This is a genomic window from Streptomyces sp. NPDC023573 (assembly GCF_055559735.1).
In genome coordinates this window covers 625,658-646,973 of sequence record NZ_JBVHKB010000001.1, presented here as the reverse complement: position 1 = coordinate 646,973, position 21,316 = coordinate 625,658, and the positions used below count along the sequence as shown (strand labels likewise).

Sequence of the window (21,316 nt, the reverse complement as noted above, 5' to 3'; positions counted from 1 at the left end):
GCCGTGAAGCTCCGCCGCCCTCTTCCGGAACCGTGGGTTCCTTACGCGTCTTCCGGAACCGTGGGTTCCTTACGCGTCGCCGCCCTCCGGGCCGGGGCCCGCGGCGGCCACGTCCAGCAGTTCGTAGCGGTCCAGCGCCGTCTTCAGCGCCGAGCGGTCGACCTTGCCTTCCTTGGCCAGCTCCGTCAGCACCGCGAGCACGATCGACTGCGCGTCGATGTGGAAGAACCGGCGGGCCGCCCCCCGGGTGTCGGCGAAGCCGAAGCCGTCCGCGCCCAGCGACTGGTAGGCGCCGGGGACCCAGCGCGCGATCTGGTCGGGCACGGAACGCATCCAGTCCGAGACCGCCACGAACGGGCCCTCGGAGCCGGAGAGCTTCCGCGTCACGTACGGGACGCGCTGCTCCTCCTCCGGGTGGAGCAGGTTGTGGCGCTCCACCTCGACGGCCTCGCGGCGCAGTTCGTTCCAGGAGGTCGCCGACCAGACGTCCGCCTTCACGTTCCACTCGTCCGCGAGGATCCGCTGGGCCTCGACCGCCCACGGGACGGCCACGCCGGACGCCATGATCTGGGCCGGGATCTCGCCCCGCTCGCCGGCACGGTAGCGGTGCACGCCCTTGAGGATGCCCTCGACATCCACGTCGGCGGGCTCGGCGGGGTGCTGGATCGGCTCGTTGTAGACGGTGAGGTAGTAGAAGACGTCCTCACTGTCCTCGCCGTACATCCGGCGCAGGCCGTCCTTGACGATGTGCGCGATCTCGTACCCGAACGCCGGGTCGTAGGAGACACAGGCCGGGTTCGTCGAGGCGAGCAGTTGCGAGTGGCCGTCCGCGTGCTGCAGGCCCTCGCCGGTCAGCGTCGTACGGCCGGCGGTCGCGCCCAGGACGAATCCGCGCGAAAGCTGGTCGGCCATCTGCCAGAACTGGTCACCGGTCCGCTGGAAACCGAACATCGAGTAGAAGACGTACACCGGGATCAGCGGCTCGCCGTGCGTGGCGTACGCCGAACCCGCGGCGATCAGTGAGGCCGTGCAGCCGGCCTCGGAGATGCCGTCGTGCAGCATCTGGCCGGTCGGCGACTCCTTGTACGCGAGGAGGAGCTCACGGTCCACGGACTCGTACTGCTGACCGAGCGGGTTGTAGATCTTCGCGCTCGGGAAGAAAGCGTCCATGCCGAAGGTGCGGTACTCGTCGGGCGCGATCAGCACGAAGCGCTTGCCGATCTCCTTGTCCCGCATGAGGTCCTTCAGCACACGGACGAACGCCATGGTCGTGGCGATCGACTGCTGACCCGAACCCTTCTTCGCGGTCGCGTACGCCTTGTCGTCAGGGAGAGGCAGCGGCTTCGCCCGCACCACACGCGTCGGGACGTAACCGCCCAGACCCTGGCGGCGGTCGTGCATGTACTGGATCTCCTCCGAGTCGCGGCCCGGGTGGTAGTACGGCGGGTTGCCGTCCTCCAGCTGCTTGTCCGCGATCGGGATGTGCAGGCGGTCACGGAAGCGCTTCAGGTCGTCCGCCGTGAGCTTCTTCATCTGGTGGGTCGCGTTGCGGCCCTCGAAGTTCGGTCCGAGCGTCCAGCCCTTGACCGTCTGCGCCAGGATCACGGTCGGCTGGCCCTTGTGGGCCTTGGCCGCCGAGTACGCCGCGTAGACCTTGCGGTGGTCGTGACCGCCGCGGCCCAGGTGCAGGATCTGCTCGTCGGACATGTCCTTGACCATGTCCCGCAGCCGCGGGTCGTCACCGAAGAAGTGGTCACGGATGTACGCCCCGGTCTCGGTCGCGTACGTCTGGAACTGGCCGTCCGGGGTGGTGTTCAGCTTGTTGACCAGGATGCCCGTGCGGTCCTGCGCGAGCAGCGGGTCCCAGGTGCGGTCCCAGACCAGCTTGATGACGTTCCAGCCGGCGCCGCGGAACTGCGACTCCAGCTCCTGGATGATCTTGCCGTTGCCGCGCACCGGACCGTCGAGGCGCTGCAGGTTGCAGTTCACCACGAAGGTGAGGTTGTCCAGCCCCTCACGGGCGGCGATGGAGAGCTGGCCGAGCGACTCGGGCTCGTCCATCTCGCCGTCGCCGAGATAGGCCCAGACGTGCGACTTGGAGGTGTCGGCGATGCCGCGCGCCTCCATGTAGCGGTTCATCCGCGCCTGGTAGATCGCACCGAGCGGGCCGAGGCCCATCGAGACGGTCGGGAACTCCCAGAAGTCCGGCATCGACCGCGGGTGCGGGTAGCTGGAGAGCGCGTGGCCCGCCTTCGACTTCTCCTGGCGGAAGCCGTCGAGCTGGGCCTCGCTCAGCCGGTCGAGCAGGAAGGCGCGGGCGTAGATGCCCGGGGACGCGTGTCCCTGGAAGAAGATCTGGTCGCCGCCCAGGCCGTCGTCCTTGCCGCGGAAGAAGTGGTTGAAGCCCACGTCGTACAGCGAGGCGGAGGAGGCGAAAGTGGCGATGTGGCCGCCGACACCGATCCCGGGACGCTGCGCGCGGGAGACCATCACCGCGGCGTTCCACCGGGTCGCGTTGAGGACCTTGCGCTCGATCTCCTCGTCGCCCGGGAAGAACGGCTCGTCCTTCGTGGCGATCGTGTTGATGTAGTCGGTGCTGCGCATCTCGGGCACGGCCACGCGCTTCTCGCGCGCGCGCTCGATGAGCCGGAGCATCAGATAGCGGGCCCGCTCACGGCCGCGCTCGTCGACGGCGGCGTCGAGGGAGTCGAGCCATTCCTGGGTCTCTTCAGGATCGAAGTCCGGGACCTGGCTCGGAAGGCCGCCAATGATGATCGGGTTGCGATCGGATCCGGAAGCCACGCTGTTCCTTCGCTGTTCGGTGGTGCTCTTCGGGGCCTGTGCACGGGGAACGTACCCCCGGGCGGCTGCTGTACGCCGCCTCCATCGTGTACCGCGAGGAGCTGGACGTCATCTCTACTGTGAGGTAACACGAGGTTCCAGGACGCCGTGTCCGGGCACCTGTACCAGCAGCGCGAGAGCAGTCCTGCCCAAACCGCAACCATACGCCCAACCCGGCCAAGCGTTCCCAAAGCCCGTTCGAATCCGAATGGCGGGGCGAAACGGCATAAGCTGAGGAAGGACGAGAGTTCCACAAAGGGTCCGGACACCGTTTCGGGCCCCGCAGGAGAGATGCCGGAAGTTGCGGCGACGTGGCAGGGAACGTCACCGTTTAGGCGGTCTCGGACGCCGGGTACTTGCGCGATTCGCCGAGCCCGTGTGGACTACGGCCAATGCCCCGCGCACGCGCGTGGCTGAAGCATTTTCCGAAACATGATCAGGAGGCAACCCGTGAGCGCGACCGCGGACCACGCGGAGGAACGGACCAACACGGCCGCGAGGCTTGGGTTCGAACCCGGACAGGTGGTCCAGGAGATCGGCTACGACGACGACGTCGAGCAGGAGCTCCGTGAGGGCATTGAGGCCACAATCGGCCAGGAACTCGTCGACGAGGAGTACGACGACGTCGCTGACGTCGTCCTGCTCTGGTTCCGCGACGAGGACGGCGACCTTACGGACGCGCTGGTGGATGCCATTGGTCTGATCGAGGACGGTGGGGCGGTCTGGCTGCTGACGCCCAAGACCGGCCGCGACGGATACGTCGAGCCGAGCGACATCAACGAGGCTGCCCAGACAGCTGGTCTCGCCCAGACCAAGAGCATCAGCGCGGGCAAGGACTGGACGGGCAGCCGTCTGGTCACCCCCAAGGGGGCTCCGGCCAAGCGCTGAGAGCTCTTTCACCACCCGAGACCCCCGACGGCACCGCGCCGCCGGGGGTCTTCGTACGCGCCGGTGCGGGCCTGCCCGGTTCTCGCGGTGGACGCTGCGTAGGGTGGGTGTCACCCGGACGGCTCAGGCCGGGGAAGTGTGACGTTCGTGAAGGGACGCGTTGTACATGGCGATCGAGGTCGGCACGAAGGCTCCGGATTTCGAGCTGAAGGACAACCACGGGCGCACCGTGAAGCTCTCTGATTTCCAGGGTCCTCACGGTGCCAAGAACGTGGTGCTGCTCTTCTACCCCTTCGCCTTCACCGGCGTCTGCACGGGGGAGCTGTGCGCGCTCCGCGATGAACTGCCCAGGTTCGAGAACGACGACACCCAGCTGCTCGCCGTCTCCAACGACTCGATGCACACCCTGCGCGTCTTCGCCGAGCAGGAGGGCCTCGCATACCCGCTGCTCTCGGACTTCTGGCCGCACGGGGAGACCTCGCGGGCGTACGGCGTCTTCGACGAGGACAAGGGCTGCGCGGTGCGCGGCACGTTCATCATCGACAAGGAGGGCGTGGTCCGCTGGACCGTCGTCAACGGCCTGCCGGACGCGCGCGACCTGAACGACTACATCAAGGCACTCGACTCGATCTGATCCGGCCCGACCTGATACGGCTTGTACGGGATCCGGGGTTTGCGACCAGCCTGATCCGGGGATCTCCTGGCCGCGACCGGCCAAAAGCCTGTTTTGGCCGGGAACCGGTCACTAGGATCCAATCGTTGATCCGATGCCAACGCACGACGGGGGCGCTGGTGTCTGCCGGCCCTCTCAAAACTTTTGGAGGACTCGTGGGAGTCAGCCTCAGCAAGGGCGGCAACGTCTCGCTGACCAAGGCCGCGCCGAACCTGACCGCGGTCATCGTGGGTCTGGGCTGGGATGCCCGGACGACCACCGGCGGTGACTTCGACCTCGACGCCAGCGCGCTGCTGACGAACGCCGAGGGCAAGGTCGGCAGCGACGGGAATTTCGTCTTCTTCAACAACCTCAAGAGCCCCGACGGCTCGGTCGAGCACACCGGTGACAACACCACCGGTGAGGGCGAGGGCGACGACGAGGTCATCAAGGTCAACCTGGCCTCTGTCCCGGCCGACGTCGACAAGATCGTCTTCCCGGTCTCGATCTACGAGGCCGAGAGCCGCCAGCAGAGCTTCGGCCAGGTGCGCAACGCGTACATCCGCGTGGTGAACCAGGCCGACAACACCGAGCTCGCCCGCTACGACCTGAGCGAGGACGCCTCGACGGAGACCGCCATGGTCTTCGGCGAGCTCTACCGCAACGGCGCGGAGTGGAAGTTCCGTGCCATCGGCCAGGGGTACGCCTCGGGTCTGCGCGGCATCGCGCAGGACTTCGGCGTCAACGTCTGAGCCGGTCCGGGGGTCCCCCGGACACCCGCAGCTCCATCGCGTCCGGCGTCGCACTCCGTGCGGCGCCGGACGCGCTCGGCAGGGCGCCCCGCGTCCTCCGGGCCCGGAAGACCGTCCATCGACTCGGGGAGGACACACCATGGGCGTCACGCTCGCCAAGGGAGGCAATGTCTCCCTCTCCAAGGCCGCACCCGATCTCACCCAGGTGCTGATCGGGCTCGGCTGGGACGCACGATCCACGACGGGAGCCGACTTCGACCTCGACGCCAGCGCACTGCTGTGCCAGTCGGGCCGGGTCCTCGGCGACGAGTGGTTCGTGTTCTACAACAACCTCACCAGCCCCGACGGCTCCGTCGAGCACACCGGCGACAACCTCACGGGGGAGGGCGACGGCGACGACGAGTCCGTCATCGTCAACCTCACACAGGTGCCGGCGCACTGCGACAAGATTCTTTTCCCGGTCTCGATCCATGAAGCCGACAATCGTGGGCAGACATTCGGTCAGGTGGCCAATGCCTTCATCCGCGTGGTGAACCAGGCGGACGGCCAGGAGCTGGCGCGGTACGACCTCAGCGAGGACGCGTCGACGGAGACGGCGATGATCTTCGGTGAGCTCTACCGCTACGGCGGCGAGTGGAAATTCCGTGCAGTCGGACAGGGGTACGCGTCAGGGCTGCGAGGCATCGCTCTAGACTTCGGGGTCAACGTTTCGTAAAGCCGCGCACGGCGCGGGGGAGCCCCGTACTCAACCGGGGGAGACCCGTTACATACACGATGGGGTAGCCAGTGCTTCTGAAAACCTTCGGCTGGTCGTTCGCGGTTACCGCGCTCGGCCTGGTCGCAGCGGTGTTCTACGGGGGGTGGCAGGCATTCGGCGTCGTCGCGATCCTGTCGGTCCTGGAGATCTCGCTGTCCTTCGACAACGCGGTGATCAACGCCGGAATCCTGAAGAAGATGAGTGCCTTCTGGCAGAAGATCTTCCTCACCATCGGTGTGCTCATCGCCGTCTTCGGTATGCGGCTGGTCTTCCCCGTCGTGATCGTGGCCATCAGCGCTCAGCTGGGGCCCATCGAGGCCATCGACCTGTCCTTCAACGACCCTGACAGGTACAAGGAACTGGTGACGGACGCCCATCCGTCCATCGCCGCCTTCGGCGGGATGTTCCTGCTCATGATCTTCCTCGACTTCATCTTCGAAGACCGTGACATCCAGTGGCTGCGCTGGATCGAGCGTCCGCTCGCCAAGCTCGGCAAGGTCGACATGCTGTCGGTCTGCGTCGCGCTGATCGTCCTGGCGATCGCGGCCATGACCGTCGCGACCCAGGCGCACCAGCACGGCGGCGGCCACGCCGACAAGGCGGAGACCGTCATGCTCTCCGGCATCGCCGGTCTGATCACCTACCTCGTGGTCGGCGGTCTCTCCGGGTTCTTCGAGAACAAGCTCGAGGAGGAGGAGGAGCGCGAGCACGAGGCCGAGGAAGAGGCCAGGAAGTCCGGCAAGTCCCCCTCCGCGGTGGTCCTGGCCGGCAAGGCCGCGTTCTTCATGTTCCTCTACCTCGAGGTCCTCGACGCCTCCTTCTCGTTCGACGGTGTCATCGGCGCCTTCGCCATCACCAACGAGATCGTCCTGATGGCCCTCGGCCTCGGTATCGGCGCCATGTACGTCCGTTCGCTCACCGTGTACCTGGTCCGCCAGGGCACCCTGGACGACTACGTCTACCTGGAGCACGGCGCGCACTACGCGATCGGCGCGCTGGCGGTCATCCTGCTCGTCACCATCCAGTACGAGATCAACGAGCTCATCACCGGTTCCGTCGGGGTCATCCTGATCGGCTGGTCCTTCCTGTCCTCGGTGCGGCGCAACAAGGCGATCGCGGCGGCCGGCGGCTCCGATTCCAAGGCGGAAGTGTCCTCCGGGGTGTGACCCGGTAAGGATTGAGGAACGCTCTCTCTGCGGGGCGGCCACGGCGGCGGTTCTCCGGGAACACCCGGACCCGGCCCGGCGGCCGCCCCGCAGTGACGTGCGGGGCGTGTGAGCCGCACGTCCGGGGGTCGGGCGTTACCACCGATACATAGGGGGGTTGGGATGGCCTTCTGGGACGGCCTGTTTCCGCGGCGGGCCGCGCAGTTCGAGTCGGGTAACTCCGCGACGAACTCGATCGTGCTCTCCAAGCGCAACGCCACGGTCTCGCTGAACAAGCAGGGTGCCCTGTCGGGCAACCTGCGCGTCAACCTGTCGTGGCGGATGCGTACATCGGACTTCGGCGGAAGGTCGCGGCAGAGCGGCCGGCTGCTGCGACCGCTGAAGCTCTTCAAGCCCGACGTCGTCCAGGCGCACACCCAGGGCATGGTCAACGTCGACCTGGACCTGGGCTGCATGTACGAACTGGCGGACGGCACCAAGGGCGTTGTGCAGCCCCTGGGCAACCTCATCGGCGATCTGAACGTGGCGCCGTACGTCAGGCTCAGCGGCGACGACCGCTTCGGTGCGCCGTCGGGCGAGACCGTCTACGTGAACCTCGACAAGCGCGACGAGATCAAGCGCCTGCTGTTCTTCGTGTACATCTACGACCAGACCCCGGCCTTCGACCGCACGCACGCCAAGGTGACGCTCTATCCGGGAAACGGTCCGCGCATCGAGATCGAGCTGGACGAACGGGCCCCGCAGGCCCGCTCCTGCGCGGTGTTCACGGTGGACAACGTCAAGGGCGAGCTGATCGTGCGCCGCGAGGTGAAGTTCGTGTACGGATTCCAGTCGGAGCTGGACCGGATGTACGGCTTCGGCATGCAGTGGGGACGCGGCTACAAGACGCGGGCCTGAGTGCGCACCGTGAAAGGCGGCCGCCCTTCCGGTTCACGACCGGAGGAACTGCGGGCCCTGCGGAGGGAGCACGAAATTCGGGTCCGGGGCGTGCGCCGCCGCCGCGGCGGGCTGCGGGTAGCCGTAGGCCGGCTGGGCCGGGGCGGGCTGCGGGTAGCCGTAGGCGGGCTGAGGGGCCACCGCGGGCTGCTGCGGGTAGCCGTACGCGGGCTGCGGCGCCACGGACGGCTGCGGGTAGCCGTACGCCGGCTGCTGGTGCTGGACCGTGGCCTGGGAGTCGGGAGAGGGCGCGGTGGCCTCCGGCGCGGGCGCCTCGGGGGTGCTGGGCACGGCCGCCGGGCCCGGCTCGGAGGCGGCCTCCGCCTCGTCCACCGAGATCCCGAAGGCGGTCGCAAGCCCGACGAGCCCCGTCGGGTACCCCTGGCCCACCGCCCGGAACTTCCACCCGTCGCCGCGCCGGTACAGCTCGCCGCAGATGATGGCGGTCTCCTCGCCGGTCTCCGCACGCACATCGAACACCGCGAGCGGCTCACTGTCGGCGGAGGCCGCGTCGTACAGCGATATCCGCAGGTCCGTCACGCGTTCGAAGGCCTCTTCGTCGCAGGACGCGGCGATGACCACCTGGTCCACCGAGGCGTCGAGCGCGGACAGGTCCGCCTCGATCGTGTCCGTGAGCCCTTCGGGGCCGCTGCGCTTGGGCAGGCGGCGCACCAGGCCCGACGGGTGCCGCGGCTGGTTGTAGAAGACGAAGTCCTCGTCGGAACGCACTTGCCCGGAGGGGCCGATCAGCAGGGCGGAGGCATCCACATCAGGGACCCCGGCGCCGGGGGTCCATCGCAGCACGGCCCGTACGGCCATGGCGTCGAGAGGGACGTTCGAGCCCTTCAGCATCGCGTGCGTCATGGCGGTCATCCTGCCTGCTGGGGTGGTGTCCGGACAACGCGGGGGTACGAACCAGTAGGCCAGGCAGGGTTCGCGAGGGGCACGCAGGCGCGCCGCGCGGGATGTGAGATACGCCGGGGACACCTGAAGTTCATAAGGGCGGGGAACCGGCGACACCTCTCCGAACGTACTATTACCGGCCATACGTTTATCCGGTCCATCAGGCAGTACGGGGGAATCACATGCGTCATTTCGGGCATATCTCGCCCGCTGTCCGGGAAAACCTCTTCTTCAGGGAGCCGTGCGCATTCGACGCGGATTCCTCCTCCCGCCTGCTGTCCACGGCCCTCGGGGCCACGCTCTACAGCCCCGCGACCCGGCCCAGGCTGGCCGAGGACGTGATCAAGCAGGGCGGCCAGGGAGTGGTCTCCATGGTGCTCTGCCTGGAGGATTCCATCGACGACGCCGAGGTCGTCGGCGCCGAGGCGAATCTGGTCCAGCAGTTCGCCGACCTCGACGCGCGGGACGCCGATGTGCCGCTGCTCTTCATCAGGGTCCGCGAGCCGGAGCAGATCTCCGACCTCGTACGGCGGCTCGGCAGCTCCGTCCGATTGTTGTCCGGATTCGTACTTCCGAAATTCACGGAGGATCGGGGCGAGCTCTTCCTGGAGGCGCTCACCGCGGCCGAAGCGAGCAGCGGGCACCGGCTTTTCGCGATGCCCGTCCTCGAATCGCCCGAGCTGCTGCACCTGGAGACCAGGGGCGAGACCCTGCGGGGAATCTCCCGCACCGTCGACAAGTACCGCGACCGGGTCCTGGCGCTGCGGCTCGGCGTCACCGACTTCTGCTCCGCCTACGGTCTGCGCCGGGCACCCGACATGACGGCGTACGACGTCCAGATCGTCGGCGCCGTCATCGGCGACGTCGTCAACGTGCTGGGCCGGTCGGACGGCACCGGCTTCACCATCACCGGGCCCGTCTGGGAGTACTTCCGGCTCCAGGAGCGGATGTTCAAGCCCCAGTTGCGCCGCAGCCCCTTCATGGGCCAGGCCGAGGAGCTGCGCACCGCGCTCATCGAGCACGACCTCGACGGGCTGCTGCGTGAGATCGAGCTGGACCGGGCCAACGGCCTGCTCGGCAAGACCTGCATCCATCCGTCGCACGTCCTGCCCGTGCACGCGCTGTCGGTCGTCAGCCACGAGGAGTACAGCGACGCTCAGGACATCCTGCGGCCGGAGCGGGGCGGCGGCGGAGTGCTGCGCTCCGCCTACACGAACAAGATGAACGAAGTGAAGCCCCACCGGGCCTGGGCCGAGCGGACCCTGCTGCGGGCCGAGGTCTTCGGCGTGGCCCGCGAGGACATCGGCTTCGTGGAGCTCCTGGCCGCCGGCGTGACGGCCTGAGCGCGCACATGGACGGGTACGGGCGAGCGGACGAGCGGATACGGGAAGAGGCAGTGGACGTGGAGTGGTCGGGTAACTGGGTCGCGGAGCGGCTCGGGGTCGAGCTCATCGGCGACGGGGAGCTCCGGGAACTGCTGGGCCTCGCCCTGCGCCGCAATCCGAAGCGAGCCCATCTGCTCGTGTCGAACGTCCTGGGCAAACACGTGCCGCAACGGCCGTCCGTCGTCCACGGCGTGGGCTTCGAGCTCGGCGAGCGGGTGCGGAACCTGCTGGGGGAGGCGGAGGCCCGCCGCGCGGTCGTCCTCGGCTACGCGGAGACGGCCACGGGCCTCGGCCACGCCGTCGCGGACGGGCTCGGGGTGGCTCCCTACCTCCACTCGACCCGGCGCCCCGTCGCCGGTGTCGCCCAGGCCGGCGGCTTCGAGGAGGCACACTCCCACGCCACCTCCCATCTGCTGCTGCCCGAGGACCCGGACCTGCTGCACGCCTCGGCGGAGGGCTCCGTGCTGGTCCTGGTCGACGACGAGTTCTCCACCGGCAACACCGTGCTCAACACCGTCCGGGCCCTCCACGCGCGCTACCCCCGCGACCGGTACGTCATCGTCGCCCTGGTGGACATGCGCTCCGAGGCCGACCAGGGGCGGCTCGCCGAGTTCGCCGAGGAGATCGGCGCGCGCGTCGACCTGGTGGCCCGCGCCCGGGGCACCGTGCACCTGCCCGAAGGAGTCCTGGAGAAGGGGCGGGACCTGGTGGCCGCGCACGAAGCCGGACACGCGCCGGACGAGCCCCCCGCACCACGGACCGCCCCCGTGCGCGTCGCCCTGGACTGGCCGGCCGGCGTACCCGACGGCGGACGGCACGGCTTCACTCCCGTCCACCGCGCGGCCCTGGAAGCCGCTCTGCCGGGCATGGCGGCCCGGATCGCCGACGCCGTGGGCGACGCGCGCAGGGTGCTCGTCCTCGGCTTCGAGGAGCTGATGTACGCGCCCCTGCGGCTCGCCACCGCGCTGGAGGACGCCACCACCGCCGACGTGCGCTACTCCACCACCACCCGCTCGCCCGTCCTCGCCGTCGACGACCCCGGCTACGCCATACGCAGCCGCCTCGTCTTCCCGGCCCACGACGATCCCGCCGACGGACCGGGCGACCGGTACGCGTACAACGTCGCGGGCGCGGGTTTCGACGCCGTCGTCGCGGTCGTCGACTCCACCGCCGACACCCCCGCCCTGCACGCCCCGGACGGGCTGCTGGCCCGGCTCGCGGGCCACGCCGACCAGGTCGTGCTCGCGGTCGTCCCCTCGTACGTGCCGTCGCCGGCCTCGCCGTCGGCCACCCACAGGCAGGAAGCCGCCATGCTGCCCGAACCTCTCCGGGGACCCGCCTTCTCCTCCTACGCGGCGGACGACGTCGGCTGGCTGCTCCAGGACCTCTCCGACACGGCCCTGGAAGCACCCACCGAGGAGCGCGAGGAGGCGATCCAGAGCGGCGGTGCGCACTACGCCGAGTCGCTGCCCGTCGAGTACCAGCCCAGCCCGCAGTACCAGGAGCTGTTCAAGGCGGCGCTGGACACCTCCGCCGCCCGTATCGCCCGGGCCGTCGGCACCGTCACCGAGACCGTCCTGGCCGAGAGGGGCCCCCGCCCCGTCCTGGTCTCCCTCGCCCGGGCCGGCACCCCAGTCGGGGTCCTCATGCGCCGATGGGCCCAGCACCGGCACGGCCTCGACCTGCCGCACTACGCCGTCTCCATCGTCCGGGGCCGCGGCATCGACGCCAACGCCCTGCGCTGGCTGGCCGCCCACCACGACCCGGCGGACGTCGTCTTCGTCGACGGCTGGACCGGGAAGGGTGCCATCACCCGCGAACTGGCCGCCGCACTGGAGGAGTTCGGCGGCTTCGACCCGGAGATCGCCGTACTGGCCGACCCGGGCGGCTGCGTACGGACGTACGGGACGCGCGAGGACTTCCTCATCCCGTCCGCCTGCCTCAACTCCACGGTGTCCGGGCTGATCTCCCGTACGGTCCTGCGCTCCGACCTGGTCGGCCCGCACGACTTCCACGGCGCGAAGTTCTACAGCGAGCTCGCCGGTGCCGACGTCTCCGGCCTCTTCCTGGACACGGTCGCCGCCCGCTTCGACGAGGTCGGCGACGCCGTGGACGCCGAGGCGAAGGAACTGCTCGCCGCGGACCGCGCCCCCACCTGGGAGGGCTGGGCCGCCGTCGAACGCATCAGCGAGGAGTACGGCATCCACGACGTGAACCTCGTCAAGCCCGGCGTCGGCGAGACCACCCGGGTGCTGCTGCGCCGCGTCCCCTGGAAGATCCTGGCCAAGCGGGGAGCCGGCGCCGACCTCGACCACGTACGGCTGCTCGCCGAGCAGCGCGGAGTCCCGGTCGAGGAGGTCGGGGACCTCCCGTACACCTGCGTCGGGCTGATCCACCCCAAGTACACCCGCGGCGCCACCGGCGCGGACGGCACGGCGGTGACGGCGAAGTGAGCGACACCGTGAACACGCCTGACGACGCGACCACGGGCGCCCCCGGGAGCGCCCGCGTGACGCTGGTGGCCAGCGACCTGGACCGCACCCTCATCTACTCGGCGGCCTCCCTCCAGCTGACCATGCCGGACGAGCAGGCCCCCCGCCTGCTGTGCGTCGAGGTGTACGGCGGCGCCCCCCTCTGCTACATGACGGAGACGGCCGCCGCACTGCTCGACCAGCTGGCCCGCACCACGGTGTTCGTCCCTACCACCACCAGGACCCGGGAGCAGTACGGCCGCATCCATCTCCCCGGGCCCGCCCCCCGCTACGCCATCTGTGCCAACGGCGGACACATCCTGGTCGACGGCGTCTCCGACCCGGACTGGCAGGACCACGTGGCCCGGCGGATCGCCGGCGAGTGCGCCTCCCTCGGCGAGGTCCGTGCCCACCTCCAGGCGGCGGGCGACCCCTCCTGGCTGCTCAAGGAACGGGTCGCCGAGGACCTCTTCGCCTACCTCGTCGTCGACCGCGGAGCCCTCCCCGAGGGCTGGGTCAAGGAGCTGTCCGCCTGGGCGGACCCCAAGGGCTGGACCGTATCGCTCCAGGGCCGCAAGATCTACGCCGTCCCGAAGCCGCTCACCAAGAGTGCCGCGATGCACGAGGTGGCCCGCCGCAGCGGTGCCACGCTGACGCTCGCCGCCGGTGACTCGCTCCTGGACGCCGACCTCCTGCTCGCCGCCGACAAGGCCTGGCGACCGGGCCACGGAGAGCTGGCCGACTGCGGCTGGGGCGCGCCCAACACCGAGGTGCTCCGGGAGCGGGGCGGCGCCGCGGGCGAGGAGATCCTGCGCCGCTTCCTGCGCGCCTCCGACCCCCTGCGGGCGAATCGCTGAGCGCGCGCGGGCGGTCTTCGGCAAGCTGGTCGGGCCGCCGACCCGAGGAGACGTTCATGACCAAGGGCAACACCACCGAGATCACCGACGAGCTGTACGCGTACACCCTGGCGCACAATCCTCCGCTGGACGGGGTGCAGCGCGAGCTCGTGCAGACCACGTACGCCGAGCTGCCCGACCACGCCGGCATGCAGTCCGCACAGGAGCAGGGGCCGCTGCTCGCCTTCCTCGTCGGGCTGACGCGGGCCCGGCACATCGTGGAGGTCGGCACCTTCACGGGCTTCTCGGCCCTGTCGATGGCCCGGGCGCTGCCCGCGGACGGCGTGCTGATCGCCTGCGACATCTCCGAGGAATGGACGGCGTACGGCCGCGAGGCCTGGGAGAAGGCCGGTGTCGCCGACCGGATCGACCTGCGGATCGCGCCCGCCCTGGACACCCTGCGCGCGATGCCGGCCGAGCCGCACATCGACATGGCCTACCTGGACGCGGACAAGGGCAACTACATCGCGTACTGGGAGGAGCTGGTCCCGCGCATCCGCCCCGGCGGGCTCGTCGTCACCGACAACGTGCTCTTCCACGGAGGCGTCACCGACCCGCTGGCGACCGGGGCCGCGGCCGCCATCAGGAGCTTCAACAACCATGTCCGCGCCGACGACCGGATGGAAAGCGTCATGCTGACGGTCGCGGACGGGCTGACGCTCTCGCGCAGGAAGTAGCGGGACCGCCCCGGTCCCTGCTCAGGCGGGGGATCAGCCGCAGCAGCCCCCACCGCAGCAGCCACCGCCACCGCCGCCGCCCGAGGGAGCGGCGGCGGGCGCGGAGGAGGCCGAGCCGCCGCCCACCGCCACGGTGGAGAGCAGCTTCACGGTGTCCTCGTGCCCGGCGGGGCAGGAGGCGGGGTCGGACGACTCGGCCATCGGGCGGCTGAGTTCGAACGTCTCGCCGCAAGGGCGGCAGCGGTACTCGTAACGAGGCATGGCTCCAGATTAGAGCCTCTTCCCCTTCGTGACCTCGGGCATCGGGGGACGGGGACGGCGTTCCTCCCTCGCGACCTGCTCGGGGTGGCGGGCGCGCCAGTACGGATTGTCGTGGGGCAGGCCGCCGCTGACTCTCCCGTACATGCCGAACATCATCAGCATCAGCCCGACCACGAAGCTGAACAGCACGTTCTGCATGCGGAAGGCCAGGAAGTTCATGCTGCCGTCCAGCAGGGCCAGATTCACGAACCCGCTGAGGATGAAGAGGATGCCCAGGACCATGTTCAGCGTCGACGCGAAGTTCCCGCCGATGACCATGCCGACGAAGAGGAGCAGCCCGACGCAGATGGACAGGATGCTCAGCGCGCCGTTGGTGTTGAGGCCCGCCACCGTGTCGCCGCCGGTGTCGAAGAAGCCGATACGGTCGATGAGCCCCAGGATCCCGAAAGCCACCAGCAGCAGACCCATCAGGCCCGCCCCCACCCGGTAGACCCGGCTGAGGCGGTGGTCGACGGGGAGGTGGTCGTCGAGGACGGCCTGGCGGCGGACCGGCTTGCCGGGCCGTCGCGTGGGATGCAGGACGTGAGTGGCCATGACGGTCTCCTTCGGCCGGGTACGGCCAGGGACGCCTCAGCGGGAACCGCTGCGTACCTCCAGGATCGGCCCGCGGACCGCCGTCGACAAGTCAGCGCTGCCCGCCGTCGACAACTTAGCGCTGCCCGCCGTCCCCGGCGCGGACCCAGCCCGGTCCGCCGTCCCCGGGCGCGCTCAGGTGCCGCCGCCCAGCTCCTCGCGGATCGCGGAGACCACCCGGGTCGCCGTCTGCCGCACGGCCTCGGTCTCCGTGAGGAAGTGCCAGTAGTCGGGGTGGCGCCCGTCCAGCCCCTCGATCGCCCGCTCCAGCCGCGCCACGGCATCGTCCAGCGGGCGGGCGTGACGCGGGTCGGGCGTGTTGCGCCCGGCCATGGCGAGGCGCTGGGCGTCCCGGATCGCGAACCTGGTCCGGTCGATCTCCGCCTGCGGATTCTTCGCCACCGCGTCGAGCCGCTGCAGCCGGTCCCCGGCGGCGGACACCGCCTCGTCGGTCGCGTTGAGCAGCGCCCGGACCGTACTCAGCCGGGACGTCGCATCAGGCCAGCGCTGCTCGGACCGTGCCTCGGCGGCCTCCGCCAGCTTCGCCTCGGCCTGCCGGACATTGACCGCCGCCTGCTCGGGAACCGGCTGCAGGTCCTGCCAGCAGGCGGCCGAGAAACGCCGCCGCAGCTCGCTGAGCACCGGCTCGACCTGCCCGGCGCGCGTGGTCAGCGCCTGGGCCCGGGTGCGCAGCGACACCAGCCTGCGGTCGATCTCGGCGGCCCGCTCGGGAAGCTGCTCCGCCTCCGACCGGATCGCTTCGGCGTCCCGCAGCACCTTGTCCGCACGCTGAAGGGTCTCCGCCACTCCGTGCTGTCCGGCGCCCTGGTTGAGCTTGGTCAGCTCCGGGGCGAGAGCCGCGAGCCGGGCCGCGAGATCGTCCGCCCGCAGCCCTGACGCGCGCACCGTGTCCAGCGCGTTACTCGCGGCGAGCAACGCCTGGCGGCCCCGCTCCACAGCGGGAGCGAGCCGCGCGAGCTGGGACTCGGCGCTGCTGAGCAGCGTCCCGAGCCCGGCGGCGAACCGGTCGAGCTCACCCTTCACCCGCACGAGATCGTCCTTGGCCCGGGTCAGCTGGGTCCGCGCACCGGCCGCCGCCGAAGGCTCCAGATCGTCCCGGTCGAGGTCATGGGCGTCGACCGCGGTGATGTACTCGTGGCTGACCTCGTCGATCCGCCGGCCCAGCGCCGCGAAGTCGTCCACGGCCTTGCGGGCGCGGGGCGAGCTGTCCACGGCGGTGATCGTCTCGATCGAGATCCGCAGATCGCGCTGGGCGGTGTCGAGCTCGTAGAAAGCGGCCGCCGCCGCGTCCTTCGCCGCCTGCGCGTCGGCGCGCTGATTCTCCCCGCGCCCCCCGAACCAACGGCGCGTACCCCCGCCCGCGAAGGCGCCGGGCAGCGCGGCGGCGACCAGCGGGACCGGCAGCAGCATCAGCACCAGGACGTCCCTGACGGCGGAACCAACACTCGCTTTCGCCTGCGGCCGCGTGTGTGTCGCCGTCACATCCCTCTCCCGTGCCGATTCGCCCTGCCCGGTTCATTCTCCCACCAGTTAGGACGAACGCACGGGCCGGTTAGTTCGCACTTCGGACGGTGACTTCACCGTTGTCGCTGCGCGCCCTCACCACGTGCTTGCTGCTTTCGCTGCGGGGCACGTCGACGGACACGTCACCGTTGTCGGCCTCGGCGGACACCGCGTACGTGCTCTTCCCGGCCGGCAGGTCGATGGAGATGCTCCCGTTGTCACTCACGGTGTCCACCAGGTCCGGGACCCGTGCGAACCCGATCCGTACCGCCCCGTTGTCCGAACGGGCGATCACGGAACTCCCGGAGATCCGCTCCGCCGCGACCGAGCCGTTGTCGGAGACCAGCTCCAGCGGCCCGGAGATGTCACGCACGTCGACGCCGCCGTTGTCGGCGGTGATCTTGAGCGGCGTACTGAAGCCGGACGCGGTGACCTTCCCGTTGTCCCCCTGCACGGTCAGGGCCAGCCCGCGGGGCACCTTCACCTCGTGGTGCGCCTCGCAGTTGCTGATCACCGCGTGGCACTTCACCCGGAGCCGCAGCTCGTCCCCCTCGAGCTTCCACACGGGATCCGGCCCACTGCCCAGCACGACCCACCCGTCGACCCGGCGGGTGACCTCGATCTGCTCCACGTCGGCGGGCACGAGATCCAGGGTCGAGTTCTCGGCGTCGATGGTGAGCGCGTCCCCGCTGAACGCGAACGACTTGTGCTCGGCGGCGGAGTCCTCGGCATCCGCACTCCCACAGCCACTGAGCGCGGCCACGAGGAGCACGGTCCCTGCGGCGGCCACGAGTGCGTCGGTGCGTCGTGTACGGATGGTCATGGTGTCGGGTCCCCCTGAGAGCGCCGGCGAATGTGTTTCCACCGTATGTACGGGCCCACCCCCGCGACGATCCGGACGGCTACCGTTTCGGGGTGGGGGTAACCCCCGTACGCCCGGTCCACGGTCCGCAGGCCTGGCCGGGCGGCCAGGAACCGGATTGCGGCCGGGAGGCATGGGCCATGTAACCTGTTGCCTCATCCACGGGTGCGTAGCTCAGGGGTAGAGCGCTGCTCTTACAAAGCAGATGTCGGCGGTTCGAAACCGTCCGCGCCCACCAGTGCGAAGGCCCCCAACCGATCATGGTTGGGGGCCTTTGGCATCTACTTCTGACACCAACGGGCGCGAGCGGAGCGTGGGCGAGCATCGCGAGCACCGGCCGACGCCGCCGCCGCTGGACGGTCGGGCAAGCCGGTCGCGTCGGTAGACTGGGCGGTCGGCACCGGACGAGGGGCGGCGGGCGTGGACTACGGTGACAAGCTCTTCTGGCTCTCGGTCCTGATCCAGCGGAGGTACGCGCAGATCTGCGCCGAGTACGACCTCACTTCCTTGCAGGCCACGTTGTTGTGCGCGATCAAGGACGAGCCGCGGCGGATGGCGTACCTCGCCGCCGCGCTCGGCATGACCAAGAACGCGCTGAGCCAGCTTGTCGATCGCACCGAGCGGCGCCACCTGGTCAGCCGAGCGAGTTCGGAGCAGGACCGGCGGGTCATCATGCTCAGCGTGACGCCCGCGGGGAAAGTGCTCGCCGAGGCGGTGTTCGCCGAGACCACCAAGCGCCTGCCCGACGTCGCGGAGAACCTCGACGCCGACGACCAGCGCGAGCTCGAACGCCTGGCCACCGCCATCGTGGACACGTCGGGCGTCTCGGCGTCCACCTCGTCCTGACATACCGCGCAGACCTCCTGGGCACCCTCATGCCTTGAATCAGTTCATGGCGTGAACTACTATTGTTCACGCTGTGAACTAGTCAGGGTTCATGCCCTAGCGAGAGGTGACGACATGGTCACGCGGGAAAACGGTGCGATCGCGGTCTTCGGTGCGACGGGACAGCAGGGCGGGGCGGTCGTCGACGCGCTCCTGGCCCGAGGAGCGCGGGTGCGGGCTCTCGTCCGCACCCTCAAGTCCGATCGAGCGCAGGCGCTGGCCGCCCGGGGCGTCGAGCTGGCGACCGTCCGGATCGACGACCCGGCGTCAACGGTCGCCGCGCTGGAGGCGGTCGAGGCGTTCTACTTCATGACCCCGGAGGCGAACAGCCTCGAGGAGATCGAGGAGGAGATCCGAGTGGGCACCGCCCTCGTCGATGCGGCGGCCGCAGCGCGCGTGCCACACGTCGTGTTCAACTCGGTCTTCGGAGCGGATCGCGAAACGGGCGTGCCGCACCACGACTCGAAGCACCGGATCGAGGAATACCTGAAGCTTTCCGGCCTGAGGGCCACGATGGTTCGCCCGGCCGCCTTCATGGAGAACTTCGCGACCGTGATGGCGCCGAGCCTGGAGGACGGAACGATCGTGCTGAGGCTGCCGCTGCCGAACGACATCGCCCTGAAGATGATCTCGATCAAGGACATCGGCCAGGTCGCCGCCGTAATCCTGCTCGACACCGCGGACGTGCCCGGCGGAGCCATCGAGGTCATCGGCGACGAGCCGACGGGCCCCCAGATCGCCGCCGCGTTCGGCGCGCGCGCCGGGCTGCCGTCACGCTACGAGGCCCTGCCGCTGAGCGTCCTCGGCAACGACCTCGACAAGGCGATGTTCCGCCACTTCGCCAAGGCGTCCGAACACCCGTCAGACCTCGCGGCGGTGAAGGCGATCGTGCCGACCGCCTGGGACCTGGCCGAGTGGATCCGCTCCACCGGCTGGACCGCGCCCGCGGACCGGATCCGTTCCTGATGTTCCAGCCGTAGGCCGTGATCTTGCAGGCGTGGCGGTCCCGGACACGGCACGGCCACCGTGTGACGGCCGCGGATCGCGGACGCCCGCCCTCGGGTGGCCGGTGGTCGACGGTAAGTCGGGGACACCTACGGGTCCTTTCGGGGTGCGCCGCTGTCCGTGACCTCCCACCGACGCCGTCGATGGCGGCTCGCGCGGCAGTAGAGTGCTGCGGTGACCGCTATGCCGGAAGACCGGCCGCCACTGATCAGCGATGACGACCGTGACACGGCCGTGCGGCGCTTGCAGGAGGCGTACGCCGAAGGGCACATGACGCACGAGGAACTGGACGATCGCCTCCACCAGGCGCTCACCGTCACCTCGCACAGCGAGCTCACGTCGGCTCTGGCCTCGCTGCCGGCGGAGAAGGAGGCCACCACGTCCACGATCGCCGCCGCCGCCGGACGGATCCGGCGGCGCGGTGTGTGGCGGGTGCCTCGGCGCCTGAAGGTCGAGTCCGCATACGGAAAGGTGTATCTGGACCTGTCCCGGACGGTCATCGAGCACGCGGTGGTCGACATCGAGCTGCAACTCGGCATCGGCAAGGCCAGGATCACCGTGCCCCGCGACGCGGTCGTCGATCTCGAGGGCCTGCAGACCGGGTGGAAGGACTCGCGCTACAGGACCACCCGGCGTTCCCGTCCCGGGGGACCGAAGATCCGGATCTCGGGAGCCATGGGGTTCGGACGGTTGAAGGTCCGCCACGCGTGGCGTTGAGGTTCCCTCCGTCACCAGGGCGGTCCGTCCGGCGCGGCCCTTCGAGGCGCTGTGCGGCGCGGACGTATGCGCTGCCAGTGCCGGAGGCCCCGGGTCAGGAGCACACTGAACGCATGGCCCTACCGAAAGCGCATCACTGCTCGGCCTGCTCGACCGGGGCCGCCAAGGACGAGGTCCTGCACGAAGATCTCGTTGTCGGAGCACCCCTGTCGATGGAGGACCTCACCGACGCACAGCGCCACGACCGCTTCGCCCTCAAGTACGCCCATGACAAATGCGAGGTCAGAGAGGTCCGGCGCGTTCCCCACGACAACCTGAGTGGCTATGCCTGGTGCGTCCGCTTCACCGAGAGTCCGTGACGGACGGAGCGCCGTGGGCAGCGGACGGGTGTCCGGACATCCGGTACTTCGGCAGCGGTGAGTTCGACCGTGGTCTCCGGTCTTCACCCATGTAGGCGAACCGTCGCAGCCGAGGAGAGCGCCATGACCGCCACCTACACATTCGATGTCTTTTCCAGCCTCGACGGTTTCGGTGCCGCCGGCGGGAACTGGACCGGCTACTGGGGCAGGCAAGGCCCCGAACTCCTCGACCGCCGCCTCGGTCTGTACCGCGAGGAGCAGCGGATGGTCTTCGGTGCCCACACCTACCGCGCGTTCGCGCGGATGCTGGCGTCGAGCAGCCCGGAGTCCGAGGTGCGTGACCCGTGGGTCACGCGGATGAGGAGCCTGCCGGCAACGGTGGTGTCGACCACGCTGGAAGGGCCCCTCGACTGGCCGGACGCGACCGTTGCGAGCGGCGACGCCGTCGACGTGGTCGACCGGCTCAGGAAGGAGTCCGACGTGCCTCTGCGCTCCCACGGCAGCCTGTCGATGAACCGGGCGCTGATGGCCGCCGGGCTGGTCGACCGCGTCCAGGTCACGCTCTTTCCCGTGATCACAGGCCAGACCGGGCTGGACCCGGTCTTCCACGGCGCGGCCGACTTCGACCTCGAACTGATCGAGCACCGGACGCTCGACGGCCACATCCAGGAACTCGTCTACCGGCCCGCCCTGCACGTCTGACGCCAGTCCCTCCGACCGGCGGCGGGCCCGGTCGGGGACGTGCT

21 protein-coding genes and 1 tRNA gene are annotated in these 21,316 nt (G+C 69.6%); 16 read left to right on the top strand and 6 right to left on the bottom strand.

Annotated features, from left to right (window positions below; genetic code table 11):
- Nucleotides 1–69 precede the first annotated feature (69 nt).
- Complete coding sequence (gene aceE, locus ACZ32T_RS03010; RefSeq protein WP_467263529.1) at nt 70–2,802, bottom strand: pyruvate dehydrogenase (acetyl-transferring), homodimeric type; 2,733 nt, start codon at nt 2,800–2,802, stop codon at nt 70–72.
- A gap of 489 nt (nt 2,803–3,291) precedes the next feature.
- Here aceE and ACZ32T_RS03005 point away from each other — a divergent pair, with 489 nt between their 5' ends.
- From ACZ32T_RS03005 to ACZ32T_RS02980, 6 genes are all read left to right on the top strand, one after another.
- Complete coding sequence (locus ACZ32T_RS03005; protein WP_404105678.1) at nt 3,292–3,729, top strand: DUF3052 domain-containing protein; 438 nt, start codon at nt 3,292–3,294, stop codon at nt 3,727–3,729.
- 166 nt (nt 3,730–3,895) lie between these two features.
- A complete protein-coding gene (locus tag ACZ32T_RS03000) occupies nt 3,896–4,363 on the top strand; it encodes a peroxiredoxin (protein ID WP_467263527.1) in 468 nt (155 codons plus the stop codon).
- Between the two features lie 194 nt (nt 4,364–4,557).
- Nucleotides 4,558–5,133 (top strand): TerD family protein, encoded by a 576-nt coding sequence (locus tag ACZ32T_RS02995; RefSeq protein ID WP_356707530.1) that lies wholly within the window; start codon nt 4,558–4,560, stop codon nt 5,131–5,133.
- A 139-nt stretch (nt 5,134–5,272) separates the two neighbouring features.
- Nucleotides 5,273–5,848 carry a TerD family protein gene (locus tag ACZ32T_RS02990; RefSeq protein WP_356707529.1) on the top strand — a complete coding sequence of 192 codons (576 nt, stop codon included), beginning with the start codon at nt 5,273–5,275 and terminating at the stop codon, nt 5,846–5,848.
- A gap of 71 nt (nt 5,849–5,919) precedes the next feature.
- Nucleotides 5,920–7,056, top strand: coding sequence for a DUF475 domain-containing protein (locus ACZ32T_RS02985; RefSeq protein WP_467365039.1), 1,137 nt, complete (start codon nt 5,920–5,922; stop codon nt 7,054–7,056).
- 162 nt (nt 7,057–7,218) lie between these two features.
- A complete protein-coding gene (locus tag ACZ32T_RS02980; protein WP_467263523.1) occupies nt 7,219–7,953 on the top strand; it encodes a TerD family protein in 735 nt (244 codons plus the stop codon).
- A gap of 33 nt (nt 7,954–7,986) precedes the next feature.
- Here ACZ32T_RS02980 and ACZ32T_RS02975 read toward each other — a convergent pair whose 3' ends face one another.
- Nucleotides 7,987–8,856: a TerD family protein gene (locus ACZ32T_RS02975; RefSeq protein WP_467263522.1), complete on the bottom strand. Its 870-nt coding sequence runs from the start codon at nt 8,854–8,856 to the stop codon at nt 7,987–7,989.
- Nucleotides 8,857–9,077: 221 nt separating this feature from the next.
- Between ACZ32T_RS02975 and ACZ32T_RS02970 the strand changes: the two genes are divergently transcribed.
- Genes ACZ32T_RS02970 through ACZ32T_RS02955 form a run of 4 tightly spaced genes read left to right on the top strand, consistent with a single transcriptional unit; the run spans nt 9,078 to nt 14,324 of the window.
- Nucleotides 9,078–10,238 (top strand): HpcH/HpaI aldolase/citrate lyase family protein, encoded by a 1,161-nt coding sequence (locus tag ACZ32T_RS02970; RefSeq protein ID WP_467365037.1) that lies wholly within the window; start codon nt 9,078–9,080, stop codon nt 10,236–10,238.
- A gap of 8 nt (nt 10,239–10,246) precedes the next feature.
- Entirely contained in the window at nt 10,247–12,733 is a 2,487-nt protein-coding gene (locus ACZ32T_RS02965) for a phosphoribosyltransferase (RefSeq protein WP_467365035.1), read from the top strand.
- Nucleotides 12,730–13,608 (top strand): HAD family hydrolase, encoded by an 879-nt coding sequence (locus ACZ32T_RS02960; protein ID WP_467365033.1) that lies wholly within the window; start codon nt 12,730–12,732, stop codon nt 13,606–13,608. The genes ACZ32T_RS02965 and ACZ32T_RS02960 overlap by 4 nt, the downstream gene beginning before the upstream one ends.
- Before the next feature lie 56 nt (nt 13,609–13,664).
- A complete protein-coding gene (locus ACZ32T_RS02955) occupies nt 13,665–14,324 on the top strand; it encodes an O-methyltransferase (RefSeq protein ID WP_467263518.1) in 660 nt (219 codons plus the stop codon).
- Nucleotides 14,325–14,357: 33 nt separating this feature from the next.
- On the opposite strand, the gene ACZ32T_RS02950 is transcribed toward ACZ32T_RS02955, so the two are convergent.
- From ACZ32T_RS02950 to ACZ32T_RS02935, 4 genes are all read right to left on the bottom strand, one after another.
- Nucleotides 14,358–14,585, bottom strand: a complete 228-nt coding sequence (locus ACZ32T_RS02950; RefSeq protein WP_467365030.1) for an FmdB family zinc ribbon protein — start codon at nt 14,583–14,585, stop codon at nt 14,358–14,360.
- 9 nt (nt 14,586–14,594) lie between these two features.
- Nucleotides 14,595–15,179, bottom strand: a complete 585-nt coding sequence (locus tag ACZ32T_RS02945; RefSeq protein ID WP_467365028.1) for a DUF4383 domain-containing protein — start codon at nt 15,177–15,179, stop codon at nt 14,595–14,597.
- A 174-nt stretch (nt 15,180–15,353) separates the two neighbouring features.
- Nucleotides 15,354–16,721: a hypothetical protein gene (locus tag ACZ32T_RS02940; protein ID WP_467365026.1), complete on the bottom strand. Its 1,368-nt coding sequence runs from the start codon at nt 16,719–16,721 to the stop codon at nt 15,354–15,356.
- A 70-nt stretch (nt 16,722–16,791) separates the two neighbouring features.
- Complete coding sequence (locus ACZ32T_RS02935) at nt 16,792–17,565, bottom strand: DUF4097 family beta strand repeat-containing protein (RefSeq protein ID WP_467263513.1); 774 nt, start codon at nt 17,563–17,565, stop codon at nt 16,792–16,794.
- 202 nt (nt 17,566–17,767) lie between these two features.
- On the opposite strand from ACZ32T_RS02935, the gene ACZ32T_RS02930 reads away from it, so the two are divergent.
- The 6 genes from ACZ32T_RS02930 (at nt 17,768) to ACZ32T_RS02905 (ending at nt 21,272) form a co-directional block, all read left to right on the top strand.
- Nucleotides 17,768–17,842, top strand: a tRNA-Val gene (locus ACZ32T_RS02930).
- A gap of 182 nt (nt 17,843–18,024) precedes the next feature.
- Nucleotides 18,025–18,450: a MarR family winged helix-turn-helix transcriptional regulator gene (locus ACZ32T_RS02925; protein WP_467365024.1), complete on the top strand. Its 426-nt coding sequence runs from the start codon at nt 18,025–18,027 to the stop codon at nt 18,448–18,450.
- Between the two features lie 114 nt (nt 18,451–18,564).
- A complete protein-coding gene (locus ACZ32T_RS02920; protein ID WP_467263510.1) occupies nt 18,565–19,455 on the top strand; it encodes an NmrA/HSCARG family protein in 891 nt (296 codons plus the stop codon).
- A gap of 213 nt (nt 19,456–19,668) precedes the next feature.
- Complete coding sequence (locus ACZ32T_RS02915; protein ID WP_467365022.1) at nt 19,669–20,211, top strand: DUF1707 SHOCT-like domain-containing protein; 543 nt, start codon at nt 19,669–19,671, stop codon at nt 20,209–20,211.
- Between the two features lie 113 nt (nt 20,212–20,324).
- The gene (locus ACZ32T_RS02910; protein WP_467365020.1) at nt 20,325–20,570 is read left to right on the top strand and encodes a hypothetical protein; all 246 of its coding nucleotides are present in this window, start codon (nt 20,325–20,327) and stop codon (nt 20,568–20,570) included.
- Between the two features lie 123 nt (nt 20,571–20,693).
- A complete protein-coding gene (locus tag ACZ32T_RS02905) occupies nt 20,694–21,272 on the top strand; it encodes a dihydrofolate reductase family protein (protein WP_467263505.1) in 579 nt (192 codons plus the stop codon).
- The last annotated feature ends 44 nt before the right edge of the window (nt 21,273–21,316 follow it).

Bases quoted from the DNA above. Each gene is read 5' to 3' on its own strand.
- ACZ32T_RS02950 (WP_467365030.1), bottom strand. From the start codon at position 14,585: ATGCCTCGTTACGAGTACCGCTGCCGCCCTTGCGGCGAGACGTTCGAA.
- ACZ32T_RS02980 (WP_467263523.1), top strand. From the start codon at position 7,219: ATGGCCTTCTGGGACGGCCTGTTTCCGCGGCGGGCCGCGCAGTTCGAG.
- ACZ32T_RS02920 (WP_467263510.1), top strand. From the start codon at position 18,565: ATGGTCACGCGGGAAAACGGTGCGATCGCGGTCTTCGGTGCGACGGGA.
- ACZ32T_RS02970 (WP_467365037.1), top strand. From the start codon at position 9,078: ATGCGTCATTTCGGGCATATCTCGCCCGCTGTCCGGGAAAACCTCTTC.
- ACZ32T_RS02965 (WP_467365035.1), top strand. From the start codon at position 10,247: ATGGACGGGTACGGGCGAGCGGACGAGCGGATACGGGAAGAGGCAGTG.
- ACZ32T_RS02935 (WP_467263513.1), bottom strand. From the start codon at position 17,565: ATGACCATCCGTACACGACGCACCGACGCACTCGTGGCCGCCGCAGGG.
- ACZ32T_RS03000 (WP_467263527.1), top strand. From the start codon at position 3,896: ATGGCGATCGAGGTCGGCACGAAGGCTCCGGATTTCGAGCTGAAGGAC.
- ACZ32T_RS02975 (WP_467263522.1), bottom strand. From the start codon at position 8,856: ATGACGCACGCGATGCTGAAGGGCTCGAACGTCCCTCTCGACGCCATG.
- ACZ32T_RS02990 (WP_356707529.1), top strand. From the start codon at position 5,273: ATGGGCGTCACGCTCGCCAAGGGAGGCAATGTCTCCCTCTCCAAGGCC.
- ACZ32T_RS02955 (WP_467263518.1), top strand. From the start codon at position 13,665: ATGACCAAGGGCAACACCACCGAGATCACCGACGAGCTGTACGCGTAC.
- ACZ32T_RS02910 (WP_467365020.1), top strand. From the start codon at position 20,325: ATGGCCCTACCGAAAGCGCATCACTGCTCGGCCTGCTCGACCGGGGCC.
- ACZ32T_RS02945 (WP_467365028.1), bottom strand. From the start codon at position 15,179: ATGGCCACTCACGTCCTGCATCCCACGCGACGGCCCGGCAAGCCGGTC.
- ACZ32T_RS02905 (WP_467263505.1), top strand. From the start codon at position 20,694: ATGACCGCCACCTACACATTCGATGTCTTTTCCAGCCTCGACGGTTTC.